Origin of the sequence: Nesterenkonia sp. AY15, assembly GCF_022565855.1 — a bacterium.
In the GTDB taxonomy this organism is placed as follows: Bacteria; Actinomycetota; Actinomycetes; order Actinomycetales; family Micrococcaceae; genus Nesterenkonia.
Genome location: NZ_JAJOYV010000001.1, coordinates 568,900 through 590,164 on the forward strand (window position 1 = coordinate 568,900; position 21,265 = coordinate 590,164).

Below are 21,265 nucleotides of genomic sequence, written 5' to 3' on the forward strand. Positions count from 1 at the left end.
GTTCATTCCTTGCTCCTGTCGGGGAGGGATAGAACGCCGTCCTTCTCCGTGGTGTGCAGGTAGCCGACTTGGCCACGCGGAGCAGCATGGAAGTGTCGCCCGGCAAACTTGATACGCATTTTCTCGTCCCAGTCGAGATCTTCGAGATTGCGTGTGTCTTTGGTCTCCCGAACTAGGTAAAGTCGTTCAGCTCCATCCTCCTCGTAGACGATGGCCCAGTCTGGGGCGTATTCGCCCACGGGCGTGGCTACTTTGAACCTTCGTGGCAGCTTCGTGAACAGCTTGACTCGGTCCGTGTCATTCTCAAGCTGCCGTGCGAACGCTCGTTCAACGTGACTGTCGTAGTCGACGTGGTCGTAAAGACTGCGACCACCTTGGTCCTCGATAACTCCGGCTTGAGGATCAGGATTACCCTTAGAGGGTTGCACGGGAGTCTTGGACTCCACGTCAACGAAGACAACCTCCGCGTCGTACCATTCCGCCTCGTCCACAGGTTCGTACGTGATGCCGTCAATCATCTGCTCGATGGCTTCCCAGCGAATCGCATTTGCGACGATCCTTGCCCAGTACTCAGGGTCGTCGAGCACGTGACGACCGTAGTCGCCTTCAGGGAAGCTAATAATGTGCTGAACGATGAGTGCGATTGTCTGACGGGTAAGTTGCAAAGGAAACTTCCCGTACTGAAGCTGCTCTTCGATCAGCTGGACAACATCCGGGAGACGTTGGCCGGTCATGAGGATTCGCTCCCCGCGGTTCTCGGACACCTCTGCGTCCTCGGTGACGACCTGACCGTTATTGTCGTATTTGAGATTCGCAGACTGCACGACGTTGGCGCGGCGCTGGATAAAGCGTAGATGGTCCAGGTGGTCAGAAGCGGCCACCACCGCAGCAAGCGACTGGGGGATGACACTTACTCGATAGCGTGCTTTGTAACGTATACGCTTCCAAAGCTCACGGAACTCATTGCTCTCGAATAGGGCGGGGCGACGCCGCAGTACAACTTCGTTGTCGGCATTCTCAAGATCAGCGGTCTCGCCACTGGATCCTCCAGCGGAAATATACTCAGCGTTCAAGCCGTCCCGAAACTCCGCGAACGATTCGTCCACGACAAGGGTGAGCTTGTTGACTGCTTGGTCTTTCACGCGGCGACCCGATTGGTTGACTGGTAGGCGAAGGCCTCGACCGATCTGTTGGCGTCTCTCGAGATCCGACCGGGTGTGCCTCAAGAACCCGACCTGGAAGACGTTCGGGTTATCCCAGCCTTCTTTGAGTGCAGAGTGGGAGAAAATAAACGCTCGGGGATTGCTCTTGGTAAGAATCAGTTCTTTGTTCGCGATAATCTCCTGGTAGGCGCGCGCCTCGAACTCGGCGTCGGACGCCCGACCCTTAGTGTCTTTGAGAACTCCGGTCTTCGTGGACGGGAAATAGGCCACCCTCACGGAAGCAGGATCAGGCATCTCGGACTCGGTTTTTCCGGCGCGCAGCCACTCTTCACGGTAGAGCTCGTCGAACATGCCCGGAAGGACCCCCTCGGATCCTGCATAGTCAGCCACTTGCTCCACGAAGAAGAGTGACAGAACTTTGACATCGTGACCCGCGGAGTCAACTTGATCCTGGCGAGACAAATGCTGGCGGATGGTGTGTCTGACCTGATCACGCCACACCAGTTGCCGGTCGACGCCACTTTCCTCGCCAACTTGGACTACTTGACCGTTGGTGAAGGTCACACGGTCGGGCTTCCTGTCGATCCGATCGACTACTAGACCTCGGTATTCAGCAACGCCGTCGGAATCTTCGAATAGGTCGCTGCCGTTTTGCAGCACTACCGGTACGCGTCGTGCGCCATCCGCGTACTTGCGATCGATAGTCGCTTCGACGAATAGCGTATTCCGCTTCGACCGTACTTTGGAGATATGGATGTACGGTCGACCGTCCTGTCCCGCGATGATGCCTTTGACCGACACGCGCTTGACGAGTCCGGTATCCGCCGCTTCTCGGGGCCCGAGACGGTGGACTAAGTTGAATGGCTCTTTGTGTGTGGCACTGTAGCGAAGAGCCACCAGGGGATTGAGTGTAGAGATTGCCTGACGGCGCAGATCAGTGCCCATATTCTGGGGTTCATCTATGATCACGATTGGTCGAGTCTGGGCGATCTCATCCACGCCTGTCTCGCCGACGCCCCAGAGGCGCGGTTGTTCGGCGCTGGAGTACAGCGTGTTGGTTTCCGGCTTGTCTAGAGCCTGCACGCTAGCTACCAGGAACTGCACCGTGCTTGAGGGTTGAGAAAAGTCGCTCAGGCCGGAGTTTTCGCCGAGTACGCCCCAGTTGAACTCAACGGACGGGTACTTCGAGCGGAAGTGCTGCTCAGTTTGCTCGAAGGTCTTCCTCACACCGGCTCTGATGGCGACAGAGTGGACCAAGATAACGAATTTTCGAAGTCCGTAGAGCTCAGCTAAACGAAGGGCAGTGGAGATGTAGACGTAGGTTTTGCCCGTGCCAGTCTCCATGTCCACTGAGAAGTTGGGGAACTCACGAGGGACACCCAGCAGATCGGTTTCGCTGAGTAGCTGCAGACTGGACTGCGGGTCGACGTTCTCTCGTTTGGTTATCTGGGCCAAGTTTCCGCTCAGAACAGTGGAATCCAGCTTGAAACCGAGGTGCCCCTCGGATCCTGGTGCTTGTCCAGCGAGCACGTCCAGCGGTGGGCGGAGGCCGCCCTCTCGAAAGAGGTCAACGACCGCCGATACAGCGGCCGATTGGTGCGGCTGGTCGTCAAAGCGAAACTTCACGAGGGATCCTCTCCAGCAAGATCAGCTTTGACTGTAAGCGCGGAGCGAGTGTCAGCGTCACCGAGTCATCCACCTTGTCGCCACGCAGAATCAACGTGTCGTCGTCCGACAGCTCCAGAGCATCAGCAGTTTCCAAAGTGAATGCATCCAATGACACCAGCAAACGGCCCGTGTCCTCTTCGGCACCGATCGCGCGGAACTCATAGGTCGTTATATGGTCCACGTCATGTGCAATGACCCCACTGTTAAGGCGAGTGTCGGTCGCTTTAAGGGCCACTTCCCATGCCACAGCCTCTGGAGTGGAGTGGGGGAGTACCGGGCTTCCGTAAGCGGCAGACAGCACGCGGTCGAAGTATGCCTGTTCACTAGTTTCAGGAATCGCGAGCAGAGGTTTCTCGACGACAAGATTTGTGGTCCGGGCGCGAAAGACGCGGAAGGCAAATTCCTGGGTCCCGTGGAGCGGAGCCAACTCTTTGGCTGTCCTACGCATACGTTCAGCCGTGAGTTCGAAGATTGTGCCGTACCCTGCGTTAGCTGCATTTTCGCCGGATGGCTCGTCCGTATTTGGTGTCTCTGGTATTTGTACCAGTACCCACGAACGAGACCCTCCCTGTCGAGCGTTGAGCTCCCACACTGCTTGGCCAGTGGACCCAGAACCAGAGAAGAAGTCGAGAATCGTGTCGCCTTCGTTGGTCATGGAGCTAAACAAGCGGGCCAAAACCTCAGTACTTTTGGGATCGTCAAAGACTTTCGAGCCCATTAGCCGATCGAGTGCACTCGAGGCACCGCTTCGGTCTTTTACGAATGAAGAACCGGGAGCCCAATACTCCTGATCGTGCAGATACTTCTTGATTCTCACACGGCTTGCGCGACCACTCGGGTATATGAGCCGTCCTTCCGCGTGGAGACGCTCCATAGTGGCTTTTTCGTAGCGCCAGCCCTTCTCCGGGGGCTTGTAGCCCTTGAAGTCGTAGACAAGGTTGGCTCGGTAGTTTGGACTCGCACTATTGTCCGAAGTCCACACTCCGTCTTCGTCTATGAAGCTGTAGTGTGCGTGTGCTTTTGACGGGTGGCCTTCCGGGAGTGCGGCGAACCAGTCCCGGAGCTCTTTCTTCGCAGCTTCAAAATCTTTACCGTGACGTTCTAGGAGTTCACTCTCCATCGCGTAAACACCGTCCAGCCCTGATTTTCGTTCACGCCAGCGCACATCGTTCGCAGTCAAGAAAGACCGGTCCCGCGCATAGACGAGTATGTAGTCTTGACCTCCACTTGTCAGCTTTGCGTCACCTTTTCGTCCGCCTTGCCAAGTGATCATGTCGACGAAATTTTCAGCCCCGTACACCGCGTCCAGGAGAAGTCGAAGGTGATGTACTTCGTTGTTGTCGATTGAGACGAGGGTGACTCCGTCTCGTTTCAGGAGTTGGCGCGAAAGCACCAGGCGCGAGAACATCATGGTCAACCAGGGAGCGTGCTTTCGCCCCTTCGTTTCAACTCTGCTAGAGAGCGCTTGACCCTGATCATCGACTTGTCCGGTGGTGGTGAGGTACTCCGCCTCCGGCACGGCGAAGTCGTCGTTGTACGTAAAAGTGTCACCAGTGTTGTAGGGCGGATCGATGTAGATCAGCTTCACAGAGCGTGAGTAACCGTTCTTCAAGAGCTTCAGCACCTGGAGGTTGTCGCCTTCGATCAACACGTCACGTGCGGTCGTCCAGTTGAGGGAAGCTCCCTCGTCAGGGACCAATGTGGCCGTGGTTGCTGCGCGCGCATCTTTCCTGGCTTGGTCCAATCCAGGCCAGGTGAACTGGAAGCTCTCTTTGAAGCCATCACGGAGATTCAGCGCGCCCAGAAGTGCTTCTCGGTCGAGCTGGCCGTCTGAGAAGGCACTCGGCACCAGGTCACGGAGCTGAGCGAGCAACTCCTCGTGTCCGTCTGAAGTTTCCCCTGGGACCGATGTCGCCATGTGTTGTTTCCCCTCGATGCGCAGCTGAGCGAGCGCGATTTACGTGATGCTTTGTATTGGATTCCACACTACCGGCGAGGACTGACATGGAGTCGGAGTCCGCGCGGGACTGTGATCATGTGGAAACTTCGCGAAGGGGGAGTGAATGTACTCGGAACCGGCTATTGCGAATTACTCTTATTATCGCACATCACCCTCGGGTTGAGAAGACTTCAATCTCATCGAGAGAGGGTTTGGCCTGGACCTGACACGTGCACAAGCGTAGTGGGATCTTCATTGGCCAATGATGGTGGCCTAGCCAGAATCGTGCCCGGGAGTCAGGCTCCACTGTCCCAGGCCTGAAGGGCAGCTACACATTCCGTTTGCTCAATAGGGAGTCGGAGGAACGAAATCTCGGCGTCCGCGCCGGTGTCCCACGGGCTGAATCTCTGAGCGAATGCAGTGTCACCGTCCAGGACCGGATAGGCGAGTAGTGAGCGCTGGGCGTTGAATGCCTGGGAGTAGGCGTGGATTTGGTACAGGTCCTCGCGATCGACACCTCGAGGCTGAGTCAGAGGCTTGTATTTGGCGTCGATGATGCACCGGTAAGAGTTCGTCTCGGTCGACGGGTTTATGAGAATGTCCGGGTAGAGGCGGCCCATGCCTCGGTCAGGGTGCGCTACGGAGCTCAACAATCGATGTTCCACTGTCGTCGAAGTGCCGTGGATTACAGGTGCTTCAAACGCTTCGCTCGCGCAGTGCAACACGAAACGCTCCCAAAGCTCTGCGACATCGATCAGCAGTCCGTAAGTATCGGAGGCCTCGGCGTTGTGGCGAAGCAACCGGTTTGAGGCGATCATGTGGGAGAGCTCCGCGGTCTTTCTCCACTTGACCTCGAGGGGAGAGTAGCGGGCTCGCTTGAGCTCACCTCGGGAAGGGAGCTGGGGATTGCTTCCAACGGCCCGCTTCAGCACGATGAGCTGGTCTTCTATCCTGGGACCACGCCATCTAGGGCTGCCCATTCGCGAATTAATCACTCGGTCGGCAGCTACGACGACGGCGTTGGTCGAGTTATCAAGTGTCCGGAAGGTGCTGTTGGAGACCAGTTCGGGGTCACCGGCGGCGCGTAGCTTGCCAGTGGCAGCGACGTCGAGCTTCCCTCGCACCCGTAGGCCGGCGGACTTCCGTTTAACCTTCTCTCGGGCAAGGGTGTGCCGCCCCGCATCCAAGATGGAGGCGCGCCACAGCGCGGCAGTAAGTTGTATCACAAGTGGCTGGTACGACCGGGAACCCCCAGCCACGTCGGGCAAGACGTGGACGTTGTGGATCGCGCTGATCCACTGGGCGACGGTCTCGATTCCTAGCCTCGGCCGTATCTGCAAGGTGCGGCCCTGGTGATGGATTTCGCCGATGTAGCGTCCTGCGCGCCATCCATTGAGGTCCACGTCGAGGATCGGCGCGGGGTCAGCTCCAGCGCCGTTACGGTCTCCGACATCGAGTAAGAACTGTTCGGGCTTCAACCGTGCGATAGACCGGAGCCACTGCTGGTCCTCTGGTAAAGGTTGGTTGGGCCAGGCACTCTCGCTCGTAAGATCTGGGATGCTGAGATGGATACAGTCTTCTACCATTTTCATCCGTGACCCGCGGGCGCTTGGAACAGCAGGGCTCTCAGACGCTCTAGCTCATCTCGCTGCACATCTGAACCTGAAAGGTACTGCTCGAGGAGGGGGCGGATCGAGAACGCCCACAAATTATCCAGCGGGGGCAGTGACTTTCCGGACGGACCCCACAGAACCCGATTTCTATTCGGCCTGCGCCCTGGCCAGGCCTCTGCGATCAAGAACGGTAGGTCGTTAAAGAAGGCGTGTCCGATCCGATAAACCGGTCCAAGGTCCGCCGTCTCCGCGATGGCCTCGTTGAATGTCTCGATATTACGGATCAGTTGTTCGAGTTGGTCCTCGGCGTCACCATGGGCAACTCTTGGCTTTACTTCTCGCCACTGATCTTGCCAGATGCTGCGCAGGGCGTCGGCGTCGAACGTCGCACGGAACCATAAAAAGCGCCGTCGCAAGGCGAAGTCGAGCGACTCTACGGAGTGATCGATCTCGTTCATCGTTCCGATGATGTAGAGATCCTTAGGGATCGTCAGGCTCAGGCGGTCGCCGTGCTCATCAGTCGCAGCCAATGTAATGGACTTGCCTCGCTTATCGGCCTCCATTGCGCTGAAGGCTTCCCCAAGCATCGCGGAGAGATCTGTGCGGTTGATCTCGTCGAGGATGAGGACGTGGGGGAGTGGCAGGTCTTGCTGCGCCTGCTGCCTCTGCATGTTCTCAATCAGGTCCAGGAGAATCCCGTTGCGGTACTCCGTCCTGCCGTGCTCACCCAGTCGAAGGCCGACGACGAACTCTGAGTAGTCAATGCCAGGGTGGAGCTGAAGATGCGTGATGTTGGATTCCACAAGCTGTTCGACGGCGCTCGAACTGGAGAAGTAAGTTTCAACTCCCCAACGTTGAATTCCACTTGAACGAATGAGGGATTCTGCAACACGTCGCGCTTGGTAGGTTTTGCCTGTGCCGGGAGGGCCGTGGAATACGATCTGCTTCTTTCGCCGGAGGGCAGTCAATGGCGAGATTTGGTCAGTGTCCTCAGCGACCGGTCGCCAGATAGGTTCCAGAGTCGGTTCGTAGAAGTCTCGCTGTGCTTCGTCTCTTGTCAGTGTTCGCGAAAGGGCTTGCCGGACCCCGTAGAGCTGTTGGTCGATTCCTTCGTCCTCGGAGGCAGCGTGAAGGCCCCTGAAAGCGGAGAGGATCTGCGACTTATGCCGGTTCGAGGAGATTCTCTCGAAATGGTCAGGGTAGATCAGGTGACACACGACGTGGCGCATTGCGTCCAATGGCTTGTCCGTTGAATCAGCGAAAGTGGCGAATTCCCACGGATTGTCGTCGAGTAGCTCTCTTCGCTTCGGGTCAGACTCGCTCTTAAATCGGAGACCGAAGTCAATGAGGTACGTGAGCTGAATGTCTTGACCAGTGTTGTAGCGCGAGCCAGGATTTGCGAGTGAGTTCTGGAATGCATGTAGCACATCCTGATCACCTTGTTCTGGGTCGATCCGGAGGTCCTGTTGTTGGATGGTGTCGTTGACCATCTGGAGCTTCCGCTTGAACCCGACGGTTTCCGTGAAGATGTAGTACACGATGAGGCACTCGGCAGCCAGCAGTCGGACTCCCACGCTGGCCCCTTCTAGCTGTGTGTCCCACTTGGAAGCGAATGTGCCGCCGCCTTCGGCACCCAGAATGGGATTTTCGACAAATAATCGGTAGAGCTCCTCTATATTCTCCAACGACCAGCAACTCGGGAACTCCTCAGGCCGTAGGAAGGATGCGTCATTCAGCAGCGAGTGTCGCTTCCAGCGATCGGCGACCGCATCAATTCCGGTTCGGTCCACGTGTGAGTACCGTGCCATCAACTTTCCCTCCAAGTCAGCGGTGCGTACTCACATCGTATGGCGTGACCAGCGTTGCCGGTGGCGATCGCACGAGAGTCCGATTTCAACTTCTTTCACCTACGTTGGGATGCGGACCCGAGCGCCATCTCGCCCTGAAGATCTGCTGAAGTGTTCTGCCTCTGTGGTGGGGTTCCTACTGGAAGGGGTGAAGTGGAGAGTTCTGTTTAGCAACAGCGAAAGGGCGGGCCACCAAAGTGACCCGCCTCCTCTCAAGTCTGAGCTACTTACAGATCTACGCGTCCCTGGTCGCCCATGCTGGGGGTCTCGGAGGAGAGCGAAGCCTTCGCCATCTTCACGAGAGCCGCAGCCTTGCCTGGGCCTTCCCAGTACTGGGCGGTCTCCGGAGTGACCTCGATCAGCACGGCATTGGGATCCTCGGGGCCGCCCTCGAAGTAGGCCTTTGGTCCCAGGTCCCACAGCTCCTTCTTGCGCTCGAGATCATCGATGATCTGGGCGCTGCCGGCGATGGAGACCCAGGTGTGGGCGTCCACGAAGCCGAGGTTGACCTCGCCTTCACCGACGATGTCCTCGACCTTGTCCGAGTTCAGCGGGGTGAAGAACCAGAACTTGTGCTGGTCATCGATCTCGGTGACGCCCATCGGGCGGGAGACGATCCGGTGGTTCTGGTCCACCGTGGTGAACATGCAGGTGCCGATGCTGTTCAGCTTCTTGACGAGTTCGTTCGCAGTCATGTCAGTCATATTGTTCTCCTGTGTTGGGTATGAGCGTCTTGTTCGCAGTCTACGGATCAGAGGTGCTGAGTGCAGCGCGTCCGCGCTGAGCCGATTCAGGGTCCATTCTTTGCCCGAATGCCCCGCCAGGTGGGGTGGCGCAGCCGATTGTCCCTGGTCACCCCGGAATGGCGGACTTCCGCGGACAGCTTCGGAGTCACCCATGTCGCGTCCGAGGAGTCCTCGGCTGGGACGTCATCCACCGGGGCGGTCTTGCGGATCAGCTTTTCCAGCTGGGCGCGGAGATCGGTCAGTTCCACGTCGCTGAAGCCGGTGCCGACCCGTCCGGCGTAGTGGAGCTCTCCGTCGTCGTCGGTCATGCCCAGCAGCAGCGAGCCGAAGGTCTTCGCGCGCCCGCCTTTGCCCTGGCGCCAGCCGATGATCACCACATCGGCGTGGCTCTCGTGCTTGAGCTTCAGCCAGTCCTCGGAGCGCCACCCTGAGCGGTAGGGACTGTCGGCGCGTTTGGCCACCAGTCCTTCGATTTTGAGTTCCAGGCTGACCTCCATGGCCTCATCCAGGGAATCACCCAGGTCGCCTGGGACCTGCACGTGTTTGCCGCTCTCGGCGAGTTGTTCCAGAATCTCCCGACGAAGCGAATAGGGCTCAGCGGTGAGGTCACCGTGCTCGGCGGTGTAAAGCACATCGAAGACCATAAAGTGCACCGGGATCTTCTTGGCCGTCTGTTCGATCTCCTTGGGCTTGCTCAGCTTGCCGCGACGCTGCAGCAGTCCGAAGTCGGGCCGGGAGCCGGAGTTCAGCGCGACGATCTCGCCGTCGACCACGGTTCCCGCTGGGGCCAGGTCCGCCAGTTCGCCCAGCTCGGGGAAGGTGGGCGTGAAGTCCTTGCCTTTGCGGCTGCGGATCTCCACGCGACCATCGGCGTGGACCGCGGCGATCGCCCGGTAGCCGTCCCACTTGCCCTCCAGCACCCACCCGTTGCCGCGAATGTCGGTGGGCTTGCCGGGGGAGGCGAGCATGGGGGAGGGGAGTGGGTCTGGGAACGCTGACTTCTTCGTAGATGCGTCGGCTGACTCCTTAGACTTTTCGGGCTTCTCCGGCAACTCAGCGGACGGCTTAGCAGCGCTCATGGCGGCCCGCGGCTGGTCCTTGGTCATCCGCATAAGCCAGTCCTTGCCGGCTTCATCGGTCTGCACCAGCGCGTAGCGCCGCGGCACCCCGCCCAACCCGCCTTCGGGTGCACCGGTCAGGACGAAGACCACCTTCCCGGACCTGCCCACGCCGATCTCCCACTTCTCGATCTTCACGGTGCCGGAGTCCCAGATGGACATCTCCCCGCCGCCGTACTCATTCTTCGGGATGGTCCCCTCGAACTGGGCGTATTCGATCGGGTGGTCCTCGGTCATCACCGCCAGTCGCTGCTGACCACTCTTGAGCGGCGGGCCCTTCGGCACGGCCCAGGAGACCAGCACCCCATCGCGCTCGAGCCGGGTGTCATAGTGCAGCCGGGAGGCGTGATGCTCCTGGATCACGAAGATCGGATCCCCTGTCCGGGCGGCGGGGGAGTCGGTGGGCACCGGTTCAGGGGTCTTCGCGGCGTCGCGCATGGACCGGTAGGTGGAAAGCGCGTCCTGGGCAGGCGTCAGGACGTCCGCGGCGTCGTCGTCGGCGGTGAAGTCAGCCAAGGGATCCGTGCCGGAGGCGATCCGCTCCATCACCTGGTGCATGTCCAGCTGGGCGAGGTCCGGATCCTCCAGCTCCTCCCAGGTCCGCGGGGCGGCGACATGCGGACCCTCGGCGGATCCGGGGCGGCCGCGCAGCGAGTAGGGGGTGATGGTGGTCTTGTTGCGGTTGTTCTGCGACCAGTCGATGAGCACCTTGCCCTGGCGCAGGGACTTCTTCATATCGCTGACAACTTCATCCGGGTGATCGGCCTCCAGTGCCTTGGCCAGTTCATGGGCGACCTGGGAGACCTGCTCGGAGGTGTAGCTGCCGTTGAGCGCGGCGTAGAGGTGGATGCCCTTGGACCCGGAGGTGACCGGGACCGAGGGCAGGTTCATCTCATCGAGGATCTCGCGGCACCAGCGGGCCACCCGCGCGCAGTCGGCAAGGTCCGTACCGGGGCCGGGGTCCAGGTCCAGGACAAGTCGGTCGGGGTTCTGCGGTTCACCGTCCGGGCTGAACCGCCACTGCGGGACGTGGACCTCCAGGGCGCCGACCTGTCCGAACCAGGCGAGCACGGCAGGTTCATTCGCCAGCGGGTAGGTGTTGCTGTGATCGGAGTGTTCCAGCTCCTCGCGCGGTACCCAGGCCGGGGCGGAGTCCTCGAGGTTCTTCCGGAAGAACGGCTCATTGGGCTTCTCTTCTGACCCGACGCCGTCGGGCCAGCGCTTGCGGGTGGCCGGGCGGTTCCTGGTGTGCGGGAGCATCGCCGGGGCCACGGTCTGCCAGTACTCGATGACCTCGGCCTTGGTGGTGCCCGAGGCGGGGAAGAGGACCTTGTCCAGGTTGGAGAGCCGCAGCTTGTGACCGGCGACCGTGACAGTCTGCTGCCGCTTGCTTGCCATGGGTCAACCTTGGTGGGGGAGCCTGGGCGTTGGCTGAGTAAGGCTAATTTGCGCCGGGTCATGACATGACTGTGGCGGGCGCTTGCGTCGAGAAGCGCCCGCCACAGTGGTGTCCCTCAAGAGGGGAAGTGACTTATGCCCGGCGGGTGACTGCCAGTTCGATCTCATCGGCGCGGACCGTGCGATCCACCGAGGAGTCCTGTGAGGCTTCGTCGGCCCATTCGGTCATCAGCGTGCAGTACTGCTGGTAGACCTCGGGAACCCAGACGTCGGTGGTCGCGTCGGGCCAGGCGTCGCGCGCGAGGTTCGCGGCGACGTCGCGGTCCAGGCTGACCAGCTTCGGCTCAGCGGCCGCGCCCTGGGCGAAGTAGAGGAACTTCGTGGAGAAGGCAGGCCCGAACCACGGGATCCGTCCGGCGCCGTCGTCGGTGGTCAGGATGCTGAAGGCGTCCTTGGCGGAATCGCCGTTGCGCACCGAGTTCCACGCGTTGACGAGCAGCTCGGAGGCCTCGTCGCGGTGGGAGGCGAAGTTGTCCAGACGGTGGTGCAGCCGCGGAACCTTGGGCCCGAGACCCCATGACAGCGAGTAATAGAACAGCTGGAAGGCGTTGTCAGCGGTGCGCTCGCGGTCGCCGATCTCGAACACGTCGCGGCGGGTCAGCGAGACCTTGTCGAGGCTGCCGAGCATGCCGGTCAGCGTGGGGAGTCCGCGCTTGGAGAGTTCGGCGCGCCAGCGGGCGGCGTCGACATCAACACCGTGCTTCATCACCGCGTTGGAGCCGGGCAGTGCGTGCAGGATGTCCTGGGGCAGTCGTGCGTCTTCATTGATCATGATCCAACCCTAATGCGCCCAGCGGGCCGCGGCCCCCACCTGCCGGACGGTGAGGTGATTCAGCCTGATCTTCGCGGAGTTGCGTTCAGCGTTGCTTGACCACCGTGAGAAGGATGACGGCGTCTTCGACGGCGTCCAGCGAATGCAGTCCGTCCGGAATGGTCAGGAGATCTCCGGGTGATCCGTTCCAGGACGCCTCACCGGATTTCAGCAAGACTCGGCCCTCCAGCACCTGCAAGGTGGCTTCCCCGGGGTTCTCGTGCTCGGAGAGCTCCTCACCTGCCCGTAGGGCGATGAGAGTCTGCCGCAGTTGATGCTCATGACCCCCGAACACCGTCTTCGCGCTCCTGCCGCTGGACGCCTTACGAGCCTGCTCAAGTTCATGCCGTGCCAGTGCGATCAGTGAGGTCTTCTGCATGGTGCTTGTTCCGATCTCTTGAGGGTGACGGCGATGCCATTCTCATGGCCATTCCCGAAAGGTGTGGTATTTGACACACTGGGAAGATGAAACGATATCTCGCTCCGCTGACCCCAGACCTGGCCCGGGCAGCTCGCGCGCTCACACAGGTGTCCGTCGAAGAGATCAGTGAGGAGGCCTCGCTCGAGCCCGCGAGGGTCCGCGACTTCGAACACCGCGGATCCGGTTTGGACCCAGAAGCCAAGAAGAAGCTGCGGGCGGCGTTGGAGCGATTCGGCGCCGTCTTCTTCGATGAGGACGACGAGGGCGGCTACGGGGTGCGGCGCAAGTACAACGCCTCCAAGGCTCGTCAGTTGGGCCGCTGGGAGAGCGAGGGCGGACCTGCCTACGAGGACGACATCTGAACAGCTGCTCGAGCTGTTCCTGCCGCGCTTCCCGAAGGATGCGAATCACCTTGGGACCCACCCCGTGCAGCGTTGCCAGATGATCGAGGCCTGCTTCCTCGCCGTCGTCCAGGCTCCGCAGGCCGCAGCTCAGCGCCGTCGTGCCAAGGAGATGAGGGCTGCTGGAATCGCGAGGCAGGCGTAGATGAACGCGCCGACTCCCAGGGCAGAGTGGATCCCGATTCCCAGATCGTCACCGTCCAGCGCGCTGAAGTGCAGGGACAGCACCCCGAGGGTGGCGATGCCCATCCCGGCACCCAGGGCGAAGGCGCTTTCCTGGATCGCGCCGGCATCGGCTGTGCGGGTGGTCGGAGCGGAGCTCATCAAGGCGTTCGACGCGATGGCCATCACCGTGCCGGCACCGAGTCCGAGCAGCATCAGGCTCGCAGGGTGGGCTGTCTGCGGCAACGAGATCAACAGCAGGGCACCCGACGCCGTGCAGAGGAACCCTGAGATCAAGAGGTACGGCTCGGAGATCCACCGTTTCAGTCCAGGGCTCAGCACGCCGCCGAGGACGCTGGCCGCGGCCAGGGGCAGGAGCACCAGGCCGGCCTCGATGCCGGACCGCTCGTCAACGAGCTGGAGCTGCTGGGTGAGCAGGTAGAGGGTGCCGTTGAAGAGTCCCGTGGTGGCCGCGATGCTCAGCGCCGAGACCGCGAGCACCGGGTTCTTGAACAGCGCGACGTCCAGGTACGGCCGGCGCAGTCGGAGTTGCCGGACGCAGAAGGCAGTCAGGGCGACCGCGCCTCCTAGAAGGAGTGCCGGCGCGATCACGACGGAGTCGTCCCGCGGCATCGATTTCAGCGCCAGGATCAGAGCCGCAATTCCGATCGTCGAGGACCCGATGCTGAACGGATCCAGGCCCGGGGGATGTGCGTTCCTCGACTCGGGCAGCACCAAGGCCGCAGCGAGCAGACACAGGCCCAGGACCGGTGCGTTGACCCAGAAGATCCACGCCCAGGGCAGGTGCTCCACCAGGACGCCGCCCAGCAGCGGTCCGAGACCGACGCCGGCACTGAAGCTGGAGACCCAGAGGCCATAGGCGAAGGCGCGAGATCTCTCGGTGGGGAATGAGACGCGGATGATCGCCACGGTGGCCGCGATGAGCAGGGCGGACCCGACCCCCTGCCCGATCCGTCCGATGATCAGCATCGTGGGATCGGCAGCGGTCCCTGCGAGAAGGGCGCTTGCCATGGCGACGGTCAGCCCGGCAAGGTAGGCGCGCCTTCGTCCATAGCGATCAGCAAGGACTGCGCTGGGAATGATCGCGATGCCCGTGGTGAGGGCGTAGGCATCGGCGACCCATAGCGCCTGGACCGGGCCCAGCGACAGCTGTTCGGTGAGTTCGGGCAGCGCCACAGCCACTTTGGTCATATCGGTCCCGCCGATGACCAGCACCACCGTGAACACCGCCAGGATCCCGGTCAGGCGGGCCAGAGAGATCGGGGGTTCGTGCTGCCGGGAGACGGTGGAGATTGTGGAGTGGGGCATGGGCCCAGTTCAACGGACTCAGAAGCCTGCGTCCAGGTTCACATAGTCACGATGATCGTGCAGTATTGATTCATGATCGACTCCCGCCTGCAGCTCCTGGTCGCCGTGAGTGAATACGGGACGGTGACGGCCGCTGCGGAAGCGATGTTTCGCAGCCCCTCGGGGGTGTCACGGCAGATCAAACAGCTCGAGGCGGAGATCGACCTCGACCTTCTCGAGCACGAGGGGCGTCGGGTGAAACTGACTGCGGCAGGCCATCGGCTGGTCGAGCACACCCGGGCGTTGAACGCCGCGTGGGAATCAGCGCTCAGCGACACAGCCTCGGCCGCCACCGAGCTCTGCGGACCCGTGTCGATCGGCGGCTTCGCCACGGTCTTGACCTCAGTGGTGACCCCGGCCGTGGTGCGACTCCGGGAGGATCACCAGCTGCTGCGGCCCATGGCCAAGGAGATCTATTCGCAGGGGATCACACGAGCTCTCGAGACCGGCGCAATCGATGTGGGCCTCTTCGTGGCCGATGAATCCACGAGTCGCCTCCCCGCCTACCTTGAGGTCGCGGAGTTCATGGACGATCCCATCGACCTGCTGGTGCACCAGTCTCATGCCTTCGCCTCGCGGGAGGAGGTGCGGTTGGAAGAGGCGCGCAACGAGGAGTGGATCACCGGTCTGCCGCACCAGGACTCCTACAAGGAGCTCTACGCGGCGACCCGATCAGCGGGTTATGCGCCGCGATCCAGCCACTACGCACAGGACCTCACCGCGACGGCGGCTCTCGTGGCCGCGGGTCTGGGCATCTCGGCGGTGCCGCGGATCGCGCAGGAGATCTCACATCCGCACGTTCGACGCGTCCCGCTCGCCGGTGAGCATCGACCGCACCGCCGCATCATGCTGACCTTCCGGGCAGGCTCGCGCGGCAACCCGCGGATCGACGCCGTGATCGACGCCCTGGAGCGGGCCCGTCCGACCTAGGTGCTTCCGAGTGAACCGGGCGCGTGACGCGTGAGGCGTACAGCGCGCGGACAGGTCAGCGCTCGCGATTATGCTGGACTCGTCCGGCGCCCGCAGTGATGAGGAGCCTTGTGGAGCAGTCCTTGCAGCACCTCGAATCCGCGGTCACGCGCTTAGCCGCAGACCAGCCCTTCGCGCTGTCCTGGGAGATCCGCCCGATCGGCACCGGCGAGGTCGTCGGCCAGGACTCGACCCGCGCCGCCGCCTCCTTCAGCACTCGCAAGGTCAGCGTGCTGCTGGCCTGCCTCGCACTGGTGGAGACCGGCGAGCTGAGCCTGGAAGACCGCTCGGTGATCACCGAGGAGATGAAGGACGGCGTCCAGGCCGGGATCATGCGCAGCCTCTCCGCTGGGATCTCGCTGAGCCTGCGCGACTGCCTGCTGCAGATGATGAGCACCTCGGACAACATCTGCACCCAGCTGGTCTTCGCCGCCATCGGCTCCGTCCGGCCTGACCCGCTGCAATGGGTCAACGACTACTGCGCCTGGATGGGCCTCCACGCCACCCTGCACCGCGAGATCTTCCCCCGCACCGGAGACCTGACCTGGAGTCATTCACTGGACACTCTCACTACGACGACGGCGCGGGATCAGTCCCGCTTGCTGGAGCAGCTGGGCCGCGGGTGCGTGGATGACCTCGCCGCCGCTGAGCTGATGCTGTCGCAGCAGCTGTGCGAGTTCGCGCGTGATGCGATGCTCGGGCTTTTCACCCCGGCGCTGGGGGTCGCCTGTACTCAGATCCGGTTCGCGGAGAAGAACGGGCGCGGGCTGCGCAGCCTCTCCCAGGTGGGACTGGCGCTCTCGGCGTCGGGTGCACCTCTGGCAGCAGTCGCGGCCTACGCCGAGAACATCCCGACCGTGTTGCCCTCCGGGGTCCCCGGGCGGGTGGCGGCGTTTGATCTGTTCGCCGAGCTGGGACTGGCAGTTCAGGAGTGGGCCCTTGGTCGCTGAGGTGAAGATGCTGAGCCTTGAGGAATGTGCGGCGACCTATCCGGAGGCGCGTTTCGCCGTGGGCGCCGCTGGGTCTGCTGAATCTACTGGGGTGGGTGCCGAATCCCGGGCGGATGAACCGCACGACCTGGCAGGCACGGGCAAGCTGCTGCTCGGCCTGACCCTGGCCCTCCTCGCCGAGGGGGACGGGGGCTTCCTCGGGCGTCCGCTCACAGTGACCTCTGATCACCGCGTCGGAGCCCGCTCGGGCACGCTGCGACTGATGGCCGGGGAGTTGACGCTCAGTGTTGACGACGCGGTGAAACTGGTCTTCTCCACCGGCGACGGCGCCTGTGTGCTCGCGCTGCTGGACTTCGCCGCGTCCGAGGGAGTCGACCTGCTCACCGAAGCCCAGGGCCTGGTCGCGAAGCTGGGCCTCGATGCTGTTCGGCTGACCGGCCTGGAGCGCGATCAATCATGGGGCGAGGGGCTCGTCGGTGAGACGACTGCTTCCGCAAACCTGCAGCTGCTGCGTGCGCTTGGGACCCCGGGCGAAACCGGGAACGGTCCAGCCGCAGCCGGGGGAGTCTCCTCCGAAACCCGTCACCGGCTCCACGGCTGGATGGGCAAGGTCTTCGAACCCGCCGGCCTGGCCGCGGCGCTCCCAGGCTTCGGGCCGAAACGAGTGCCGCACCAGACCCTCTCGGGCTGGGAGCTCACCGCCGCCGGCGCGCAGCGCGGATACAGCTCGATGCTCTCCCTGCCCAACCACGCAGGGGAGTGGGTGCATCTGGCAGCCCACCTGCCGCCGTCGTCGGCTGGTGTTCGATCCCCACGGGACGTCTCGGCCGTGCTGGGCACTTTTGGCCTGGCGGCCTACCACTCGGCGCTGAGCTGACCGCCGCGCGCCTAGGCTTGGCACTCCGGCGTGCAAAGCCTAGGCGGAGGTAAAAAACATGGAGTCACCAGGCGGCGCCCATACGTTGAAGTCAGGTGCCGAGTTTGTCCGGGTACTGACAACGATGTTCTTGAGGAGTCAACATGCTGACGACACTGCATAATCTGGGTCTACGTTCCGAGCACGCCTACAACGCCGCACTGGTCTCAGTGGGGCTGTCCTTCGGCAGCTGGGCGCTCTCCCGCTACAAGAATGACGATTCCAAGCCGCAGGCAGACCGATGGGGCATCTTCGTCGGCCAGTGGGCGCCGACACTCTTCGGACTGGGCCTGGCACTCTCGCAGTACGAGAACAACGGCAAGAAGCGCTGAATCTCAGACTTCCACGGAGGGGCACTGCCGATCATCGGCAGTGCCCCTCCGTGTGTGTGGGTGCATTCAGATGCTGCTCATCGCGGCCTACCTGCTGGCCCAGCTCCCCTGCCGCCGCCGCGTCTCCCAGCCGAGCCCGCGCCGTCATCGTCCGCTCTATCTGTCCGGACCCAGACGGCTGTGATGTCATTAGCCCAAGAGCAATGACGAAGAACCCATGACGAACAACCTCAGGAGTGACCCATGCGGGCGATCTGGTCTGGAGACGTGTCTTTCGGGTTGGTGACGGTGCCGATCAAGCTGTATTCGGCCACGCAGAGCCACGATCTGTCCATGCATCAGGTCCACGACGAGGACGGCGGGCGGATCCGCTACCAGCGCCACTGCGAGGTCTGCGGCGAGAAGGTCGACTACAAGGACATCGACAAGGCCTATGATTCAGGCGAGTCCACCGTCGTGCTCACCAAGGAGGAGCTCGGGGAGCTGCCCGCGGATGACTCCAAGGAGATCGCGGTGGAGCAGTTCGTACCCGAGGACCAGATCGACTCCATGGTGCTGGACAAGTCCTACTACCTCGAGCCCGCGGGGAAGTCTGCGAAGGCCTATGTGCTGCTGCGTCGAACCCTGGAGGAGTCCTCCCGAGTGGCGATCGTGACGTTCACGCTGCGCACGAAGACCCGGCTCGGGGTGCTGCGGGTCCGTGAGGACGTGATCGTGCTGCAAGGGCTGCGCTGGGCCGATGAGCTGCGCGAACCGGACTTCGACATCCCCAAGTCGCGGCTCACGAAGAAGGAGCAGGAGATGGCCACCTCGCTGGTGGACGCCTACGCCGAGGACTTCGACCCGGAGCGGTTCAAGGACGAATACCAGGACCAGCTGCACACGCTCGTGGAGGAGAAGCTCGCCCACGGGGAGGACATCGACACCGACGCGACCTTCGGCAACGTCGAGGATGAGGACGACGGCGACGGCAACGTCATCGACCTCATGGAGGCGCTGAAGCAGTCGGTGGACTCCCGGCGGAAGAGCTCGGGGAAGGGTGCTGGGGAGTCTGAGGGTTCCAAAGGTGAGGGATCTCAGGGTCCCGCGAAGGGTGGTTCTTCGAAGAACTCCTCGAAGGACAGCGGCTCCAGCCAGAAGAAGAAGGCCAGTTGATCAGGCTCCGGCTCGTCAGTGCCGCGAAGATCAACCATTCGGTTGACACCTTGCGCGCCTGAACCTCTGGCTCATTCCATAGGCTGGAGGTATGGATATCATCTACGACCTCAGCGTCCTGGCCCACCTGTTCGCGATGGCTGCCGTCATCGGCGGGTACTTCGTGGTCCTCCGCAAGCCACGACCCTGGCCAGTCATGGTCTGGGGCGGCCGCATCCTGCTTCTCAGCGGCCTGCTGATCGTCGCATTGGGCGAGGCCGCCGACCTCTGGGGAGGCGCCGATGTGAACCATCTCAAGATCGGGATCAAGCTGCTGGTCTCCCTCGCCGTGGTCGCGGCACTGGAGATCGCCGCGAGCAAGTCCCGCAAGAACAACCAGCGGGCAAGCGAGAAGCTGACCCACGCCGCCGGCATCCTCGCCACCGTCAACGTCCTGGTGGCGGTCCTCGTGCCAGGCTTCATCTAGGAATCTCCACGGACGGTTCTGCTGGGTCTCTCTTCGCCGCTTCTGCTCGATCGGGCAGAAGCGGCGAAGGTGTTCTCAGGGCTGCGGCTGCGGAGGTGGTGTCTTCGTCGTGAAGGAGACTGTGATCCAACTGTGCGGATCCTCACCGTCCAGCTGCGCTCGGGTCTCGTCACGGATGCGATCCCAGTCCTCCAAGGATCGAAGCCCCATGCCTGTGGGAACGTAGAAGACGACGTCGATCGTGCGCGCTCGTCCCTGCTGCGCGGCGTAGACCCGATAGTCGGTGAAGCCTTCTGACTCGGTGACGTCCTGGGCTGCTCCCTCGGCCTGTCTCTTGAGCTCGGGTGGAGTCACCAGGGAGATCTCGGCCAGGGCCCTGCGCAATGTGGAGAACGGCATGGGAAGAAGGATCAGAGCGACGATCGCCAGCACCGCTGGATCGACATAGGGCATCGCCCATTCCGCGTCGGTGTCCTCGATCAGCATGCCGATCAAGAAGGCCGCAAGCAGAGCTCCGGTCACTCCTCCGGCCATGATCCAGCCCTTCACGTCCATCGCGACCAGAGCCGAGCCGAGCTTCTTGTTCGCTCGATGCTCGATGAACCCGATCACGAGGGTCAACACGACTACAACGGCGGCGTAGACCACCGCGGGGCCGAACTCGACATCACGGCCACCCGTCAGCAGAGCCGATATCGCTTGGAAGAGTGCGTAGGCGGCCACCGACATCATCAGCAGGGCGTTCACCGCCAGGACGATCGGTTCGAAATGCCAGAAACCCATGGTGAATCGATCATGTGTCCGTTTCGAGAGCGCATTCGACGCTGATTTCGCGATGAGTCCCGCGAGAGTGATCGACACGACTGACATCACCGCATCGACCAGCGAGAAGACACCATCGAAGAGGATGGCGAACGATCCGGAGACGACGCCGAACCCGATTCCCAGCGCAGAGACGATCAGGACTCCCACCAGGGAGACCTTCAAGGCCTGTTGTTCCGTACGCACGGCGTTGAAGCCCTTTCATAGATGAGGAAGGCCCGAGAAGAGGGCTGCTGACCGCGATAAAGCGCGGTCAGCCTAGCAATGGCCAGGTCAGATGATGTGCTGAGCGCGTGCTCGATCGATGGCCTGCGTGCGATTCTCCACGCCGAGCTTGTCGTAGATGTGGACCAGGTGAGTCTTGACCGTGGCCTCCGAGATGAAGAGCACGCGGGCCAGGTCACGATTGGTGGCTCCGGTGGCCAGCTGCTGCAGAATCTCGATCTCACGCGGAGTCAGCGCCGTCGCTGGTGACGCGAGTCGCTTCATCATCTGCGCGGTGATGGAGGGGGACAGCACGGATTTCCTCGCCGCGGCGTCCAGCACCGCGTGCTGCACGGTCTCCGACGGTGCGTCCTTGAGCAGGTAGCCGATCGCGCCGGCACCCATGGCGGCCACGATGTCCGCCTGAGTGTCGAAGGTCGTCAGGATCAGCACCGGAAGGTCATGCTCCGCGGTGATCCTTCTCGTGGCTTCGACCCCGCTCATGCCTGCACCCATCTGCAGATCCATGACCACCACATCCACCTCCTGGGCAGAGACCGCGAGGATCTCCAACGCCGCTTCACCGGTGCCGGCCTCAGCGGTCAGGCGCAGCTTCCCCGAACCTTCCAGCAGCGCCTTCACCCCTGAGCGGACCACGGGGTGGTCATCCACGAGAAGGACGCGCACCTGCGTCGTCGGGCCGGGTGTTGTGGGTTCAGGTGTCGTGGGTCCGGGT

Annotated in this window: 18 protein-coding genes; 7 read left to right on the forward strand and 11 right to left on the reverse strand. The window is 62.1% G+C overall.

The window, feature by feature from the left end:
• Positions 1–2: 2 nt before the first annotated feature.
• From LSI54_RS13100 to LSI54_RS02580, 8 genes are all read right to left on the reverse strand, one after another.
• Positions 3–2,789, reverse strand: a complete 2,787-nt coding sequence (locus LSI54_RS13100) for a restriction endonuclease (protein WP_241477684.1) — start codon at positions 2,787–2,789, stop codon at positions 3–5.
• A complete protein-coding gene (locus LSI54_RS02550; protein ID WP_241477685.1) occupies positions 2,773–4,749 on the reverse strand; it encodes a site-specific DNA-methyltransferase in 1,977 nt (658 codons plus the stop codon). The genes LSI54_RS13100 and LSI54_RS02550 overlap by 17 nt, the downstream gene beginning before the upstream one ends.
• A gap of 317 nt (positions 4,750–5,066) precedes the next feature.
• Positions 5,067–6,248, reverse strand: a complete 1,182-nt coding sequence (locus tag LSI54_RS02555; protein WP_241477686.1) for an McrC family protein — start codon at positions 6,246–6,248, stop codon at positions 5,067–5,069.
• A 110-nt stretch (positions 6,249–6,358) separates the two neighbouring features.
• Positions 6,359–8,173 carry an McrB family protein gene (locus LSI54_RS02560; protein ID WP_241477687.1) on the reverse strand — a complete coding sequence of 605 codons (1,815 nt, stop codon included), beginning with the start codon at positions 8,171–8,173 and terminating at the stop codon, positions 6,359–6,361.
• 284 nt (positions 8,174–8,457) lie between these two features.
• On the reverse strand, positions 8,458–8,934 hold the full coding sequence (locus LSI54_RS02565) for a pyridoxamine 5'-phosphate oxidase family protein (RefSeq protein WP_241477688.1): 477 nt from the start codon (positions 8,932–8,934) through the stop codon (positions 8,458–8,460).
• Positions 8,935–9,020: 86 nt separating this feature from the next.
• Positions 9,021–11,492, reverse strand: a complete 2,472-nt coding sequence (locus tag LSI54_RS02570) for an ATP-dependent DNA ligase (RefSeq protein WP_241477689.1) — start codon at positions 11,490–11,492, stop codon at positions 9,021–9,023.
• A 133-nt stretch (positions 11,493–11,625) separates the two neighbouring features.
• The gene (locus LSI54_RS02575) at positions 11,626–12,324 is read right to left on the reverse strand and encodes an 8-oxoguanine DNA glycosylase OGG fold protein (RefSeq protein WP_241464175.1); all 699 of its coding nucleotides are present in this window, start codon (positions 12,322–12,324) and stop codon (positions 11,626–11,628) included.
• An 85-nt stretch (positions 12,325–12,409) separates the two neighbouring features.
• Positions 12,410–12,742: a cupin domain-containing protein gene (locus LSI54_RS02580; protein WP_241464177.1), complete on the reverse strand. Its 333-nt coding sequence runs from the start codon at positions 12,740–12,742 to the stop codon at positions 12,410–12,412.
• Positions 12,743–12,828: 86 nt separating this feature from the next.
• Between LSI54_RS02580 and LSI54_RS02585 the strand changes: the two genes are divergently transcribed.
• Entirely contained in the window at positions 12,829–13,146 is a 318-nt protein-coding gene (locus LSI54_RS02585; RefSeq protein ID WP_241464178.1) for an XRE family transcriptional regulator, read from the forward strand.
• Positions 13,147–13,275: 129 nt separating this feature from the next.
• Here LSI54_RS02585 and LSI54_RS02590 read toward each other — a convergent pair whose 3' ends face one another.
• The gene (locus LSI54_RS02590; RefSeq protein ID WP_241464180.1) at positions 13,276–14,676 is read right to left on the reverse strand and encodes an MFS transporter; all 1,401 of its coding nucleotides are present in this window, start codon (positions 14,674–14,676) and stop codon (positions 13,276–13,278) included.
• A 72-nt stretch (positions 14,677–14,748) separates the two neighbouring features.
• Between LSI54_RS02590 and LSI54_RS02595 the strand changes: the two genes are divergently transcribed.
• The 6 genes from LSI54_RS02595 (at position 14,749) to LSI54_RS02620 (ending at position 19,503) form a co-directional block, all read left to right on the forward strand.
• Positions 14,749–15,645: a LysR family transcriptional regulator gene (locus LSI54_RS02595; RefSeq protein ID WP_241477690.1), complete on the forward strand. Its 897-nt coding sequence runs from the start codon at positions 14,749–14,751 to the stop codon at positions 15,643–15,645.
• Positions 15,646–15,755: 110 nt separating this feature from the next.
• Positions 15,756–16,634 carry a serine hydrolase gene (locus tag LSI54_RS02600; protein ID WP_241477691.1) on the forward strand — a complete coding sequence of 293 codons (879 nt, stop codon included), beginning with the start codon at positions 15,756–15,758 and terminating at the stop codon, positions 16,632–16,634.
• Positions 16,624–17,511 carry a serine hydrolase gene (locus LSI54_RS02605; RefSeq protein WP_241477692.1) on the forward strand — a complete coding sequence of 296 codons (888 nt, stop codon included), beginning with the start codon at positions 16,624–16,626 and terminating at the stop codon, positions 17,509–17,511. Before LSI54_RS02600 ends, LSI54_RS02605 begins: the two co-directional genes overlap by 11 nt.
• A 143-nt stretch (positions 17,512–17,654) precedes the next feature.
• Complete coding sequence (locus LSI54_RS02610) at positions 17,655–17,882, forward strand: hypothetical protein (protein WP_241470035.1); 228 nt, start codon at positions 17,655–17,657, stop codon at positions 17,880–17,882.
• A 243-nt stretch (positions 17,883–18,125) separates the two neighbouring features.
• Positions 18,126–19,037, forward strand: a complete 912-nt coding sequence (ku, locus tag LSI54_RS02615; RefSeq protein ID WP_274617469.1) for a non-homologous end joining protein Ku — start codon at positions 18,126–18,128, stop codon at positions 19,035–19,037.
• A 91-nt stretch (positions 19,038–19,128) separates the two neighbouring features.
• Positions 19,129–19,503, forward strand: a complete 375-nt coding sequence (locus LSI54_RS02620; RefSeq protein WP_241477694.1) for a hypothetical protein — start codon at positions 19,129–19,131, stop codon at positions 19,501–19,503.
• A 75-nt stretch (positions 19,504–19,578) separates the two neighbouring features.
• On the opposite strand, the gene LSI54_RS02625 is transcribed toward LSI54_RS02620, so the two are convergent.
• Positions 19,579–20,511, reverse strand: a complete 933-nt coding sequence (locus LSI54_RS02625; RefSeq protein ID WP_241470033.1) for a cation diffusion facilitator family transporter — start codon at positions 20,509–20,511, stop codon at positions 19,579–19,581.
• 87 nt (positions 20,512–20,598) lie between these two features.
• Positions 20,599–21,201 carry a response regulator transcription factor gene (locus LSI54_RS02630; RefSeq protein ID WP_342357787.1) on the reverse strand — a complete coding sequence of 201 codons (603 nt, stop codon included), beginning with the start codon at positions 21,199–21,201 and terminating at the stop codon, positions 20,599–20,601.
• Positions 21,202–21,265: the final 64 nt, after the last annotated feature.

Excerpts from the sequence above, each read along its gene's own strand:
- ku (WP_274617469.1), top strand. The coding sequence starts at position 18,126 with ATGCGGGCGATCTGGTCTGGAGACGTGTCTTTCGGGTTGGTGACGGTG.
- LSI54_RS02585 (WP_241464178.1), top strand. The coding sequence starts at position 12,829 with ATGAAACGATATCTCGCTCCGCTGACCCCAGACCTGGCCCGGGCAGCT.
- LSI54_RS02580 (WP_241464177.1), bottom strand. The coding sequence starts at position 12,742 with ATGCAGAAGACCTCACTGATCGCACTGGCACGGCATGAACTTGAGCAG.
- LSI54_RS02620 (WP_241477694.1), top strand. The coding sequence starts at position 19,129 with ATGGATATCATCTACGACCTCAGCGTCCTGGCCCACCTGTTCGCGATG.
- LSI54_RS02550 (WP_241477685.1), bottom strand. The coding sequence starts at position 4,749 with ATGGCGACATCGGTCCCAGGGGAAACTTCAGACGGACACGAGGAGTTG.
- LSI54_RS02590 (WP_241464180.1), bottom strand. The coding sequence starts at position 14,676 with ATGCCCCACTCCACAATCTCCACCGTCTCCCGGCAGCACGAACCCCCG.
- LSI54_RS02595 (WP_241477690.1), top strand. The coding sequence starts at position 14,749 with ATGATCGACTCCCGCCTGCAGCTCCTGGTCGCCGTGAGTGAATACGGG.
- LSI54_RS02570 (WP_241477689.1), bottom strand. The coding sequence starts at position 11,492 with ATGGCAAGCAAGCGGCAGCAGACTGTCACGGTCGCCGGTCACAAGCTG.
- LSI54_RS02575 (WP_241464175.1), bottom strand. The coding sequence starts at position 12,324 with ATGATCAATGAAGACGCACGACTGCCCCAGGACATCCTGCACGCACTG.
- LSI54_RS02610 (WP_241470035.1), top strand. The coding sequence starts at position 17,655 with ATGCTGACGACACTGCATAATCTGGGTCTACGTTCCGAGCACGCCTAC.
- LSI54_RS02565 (WP_241477688.1), bottom strand. The coding sequence starts at position 8,934 with ATGACTGACATGACTGCGAACGAACTCGTCAAGAAGCTGAACAGCATC.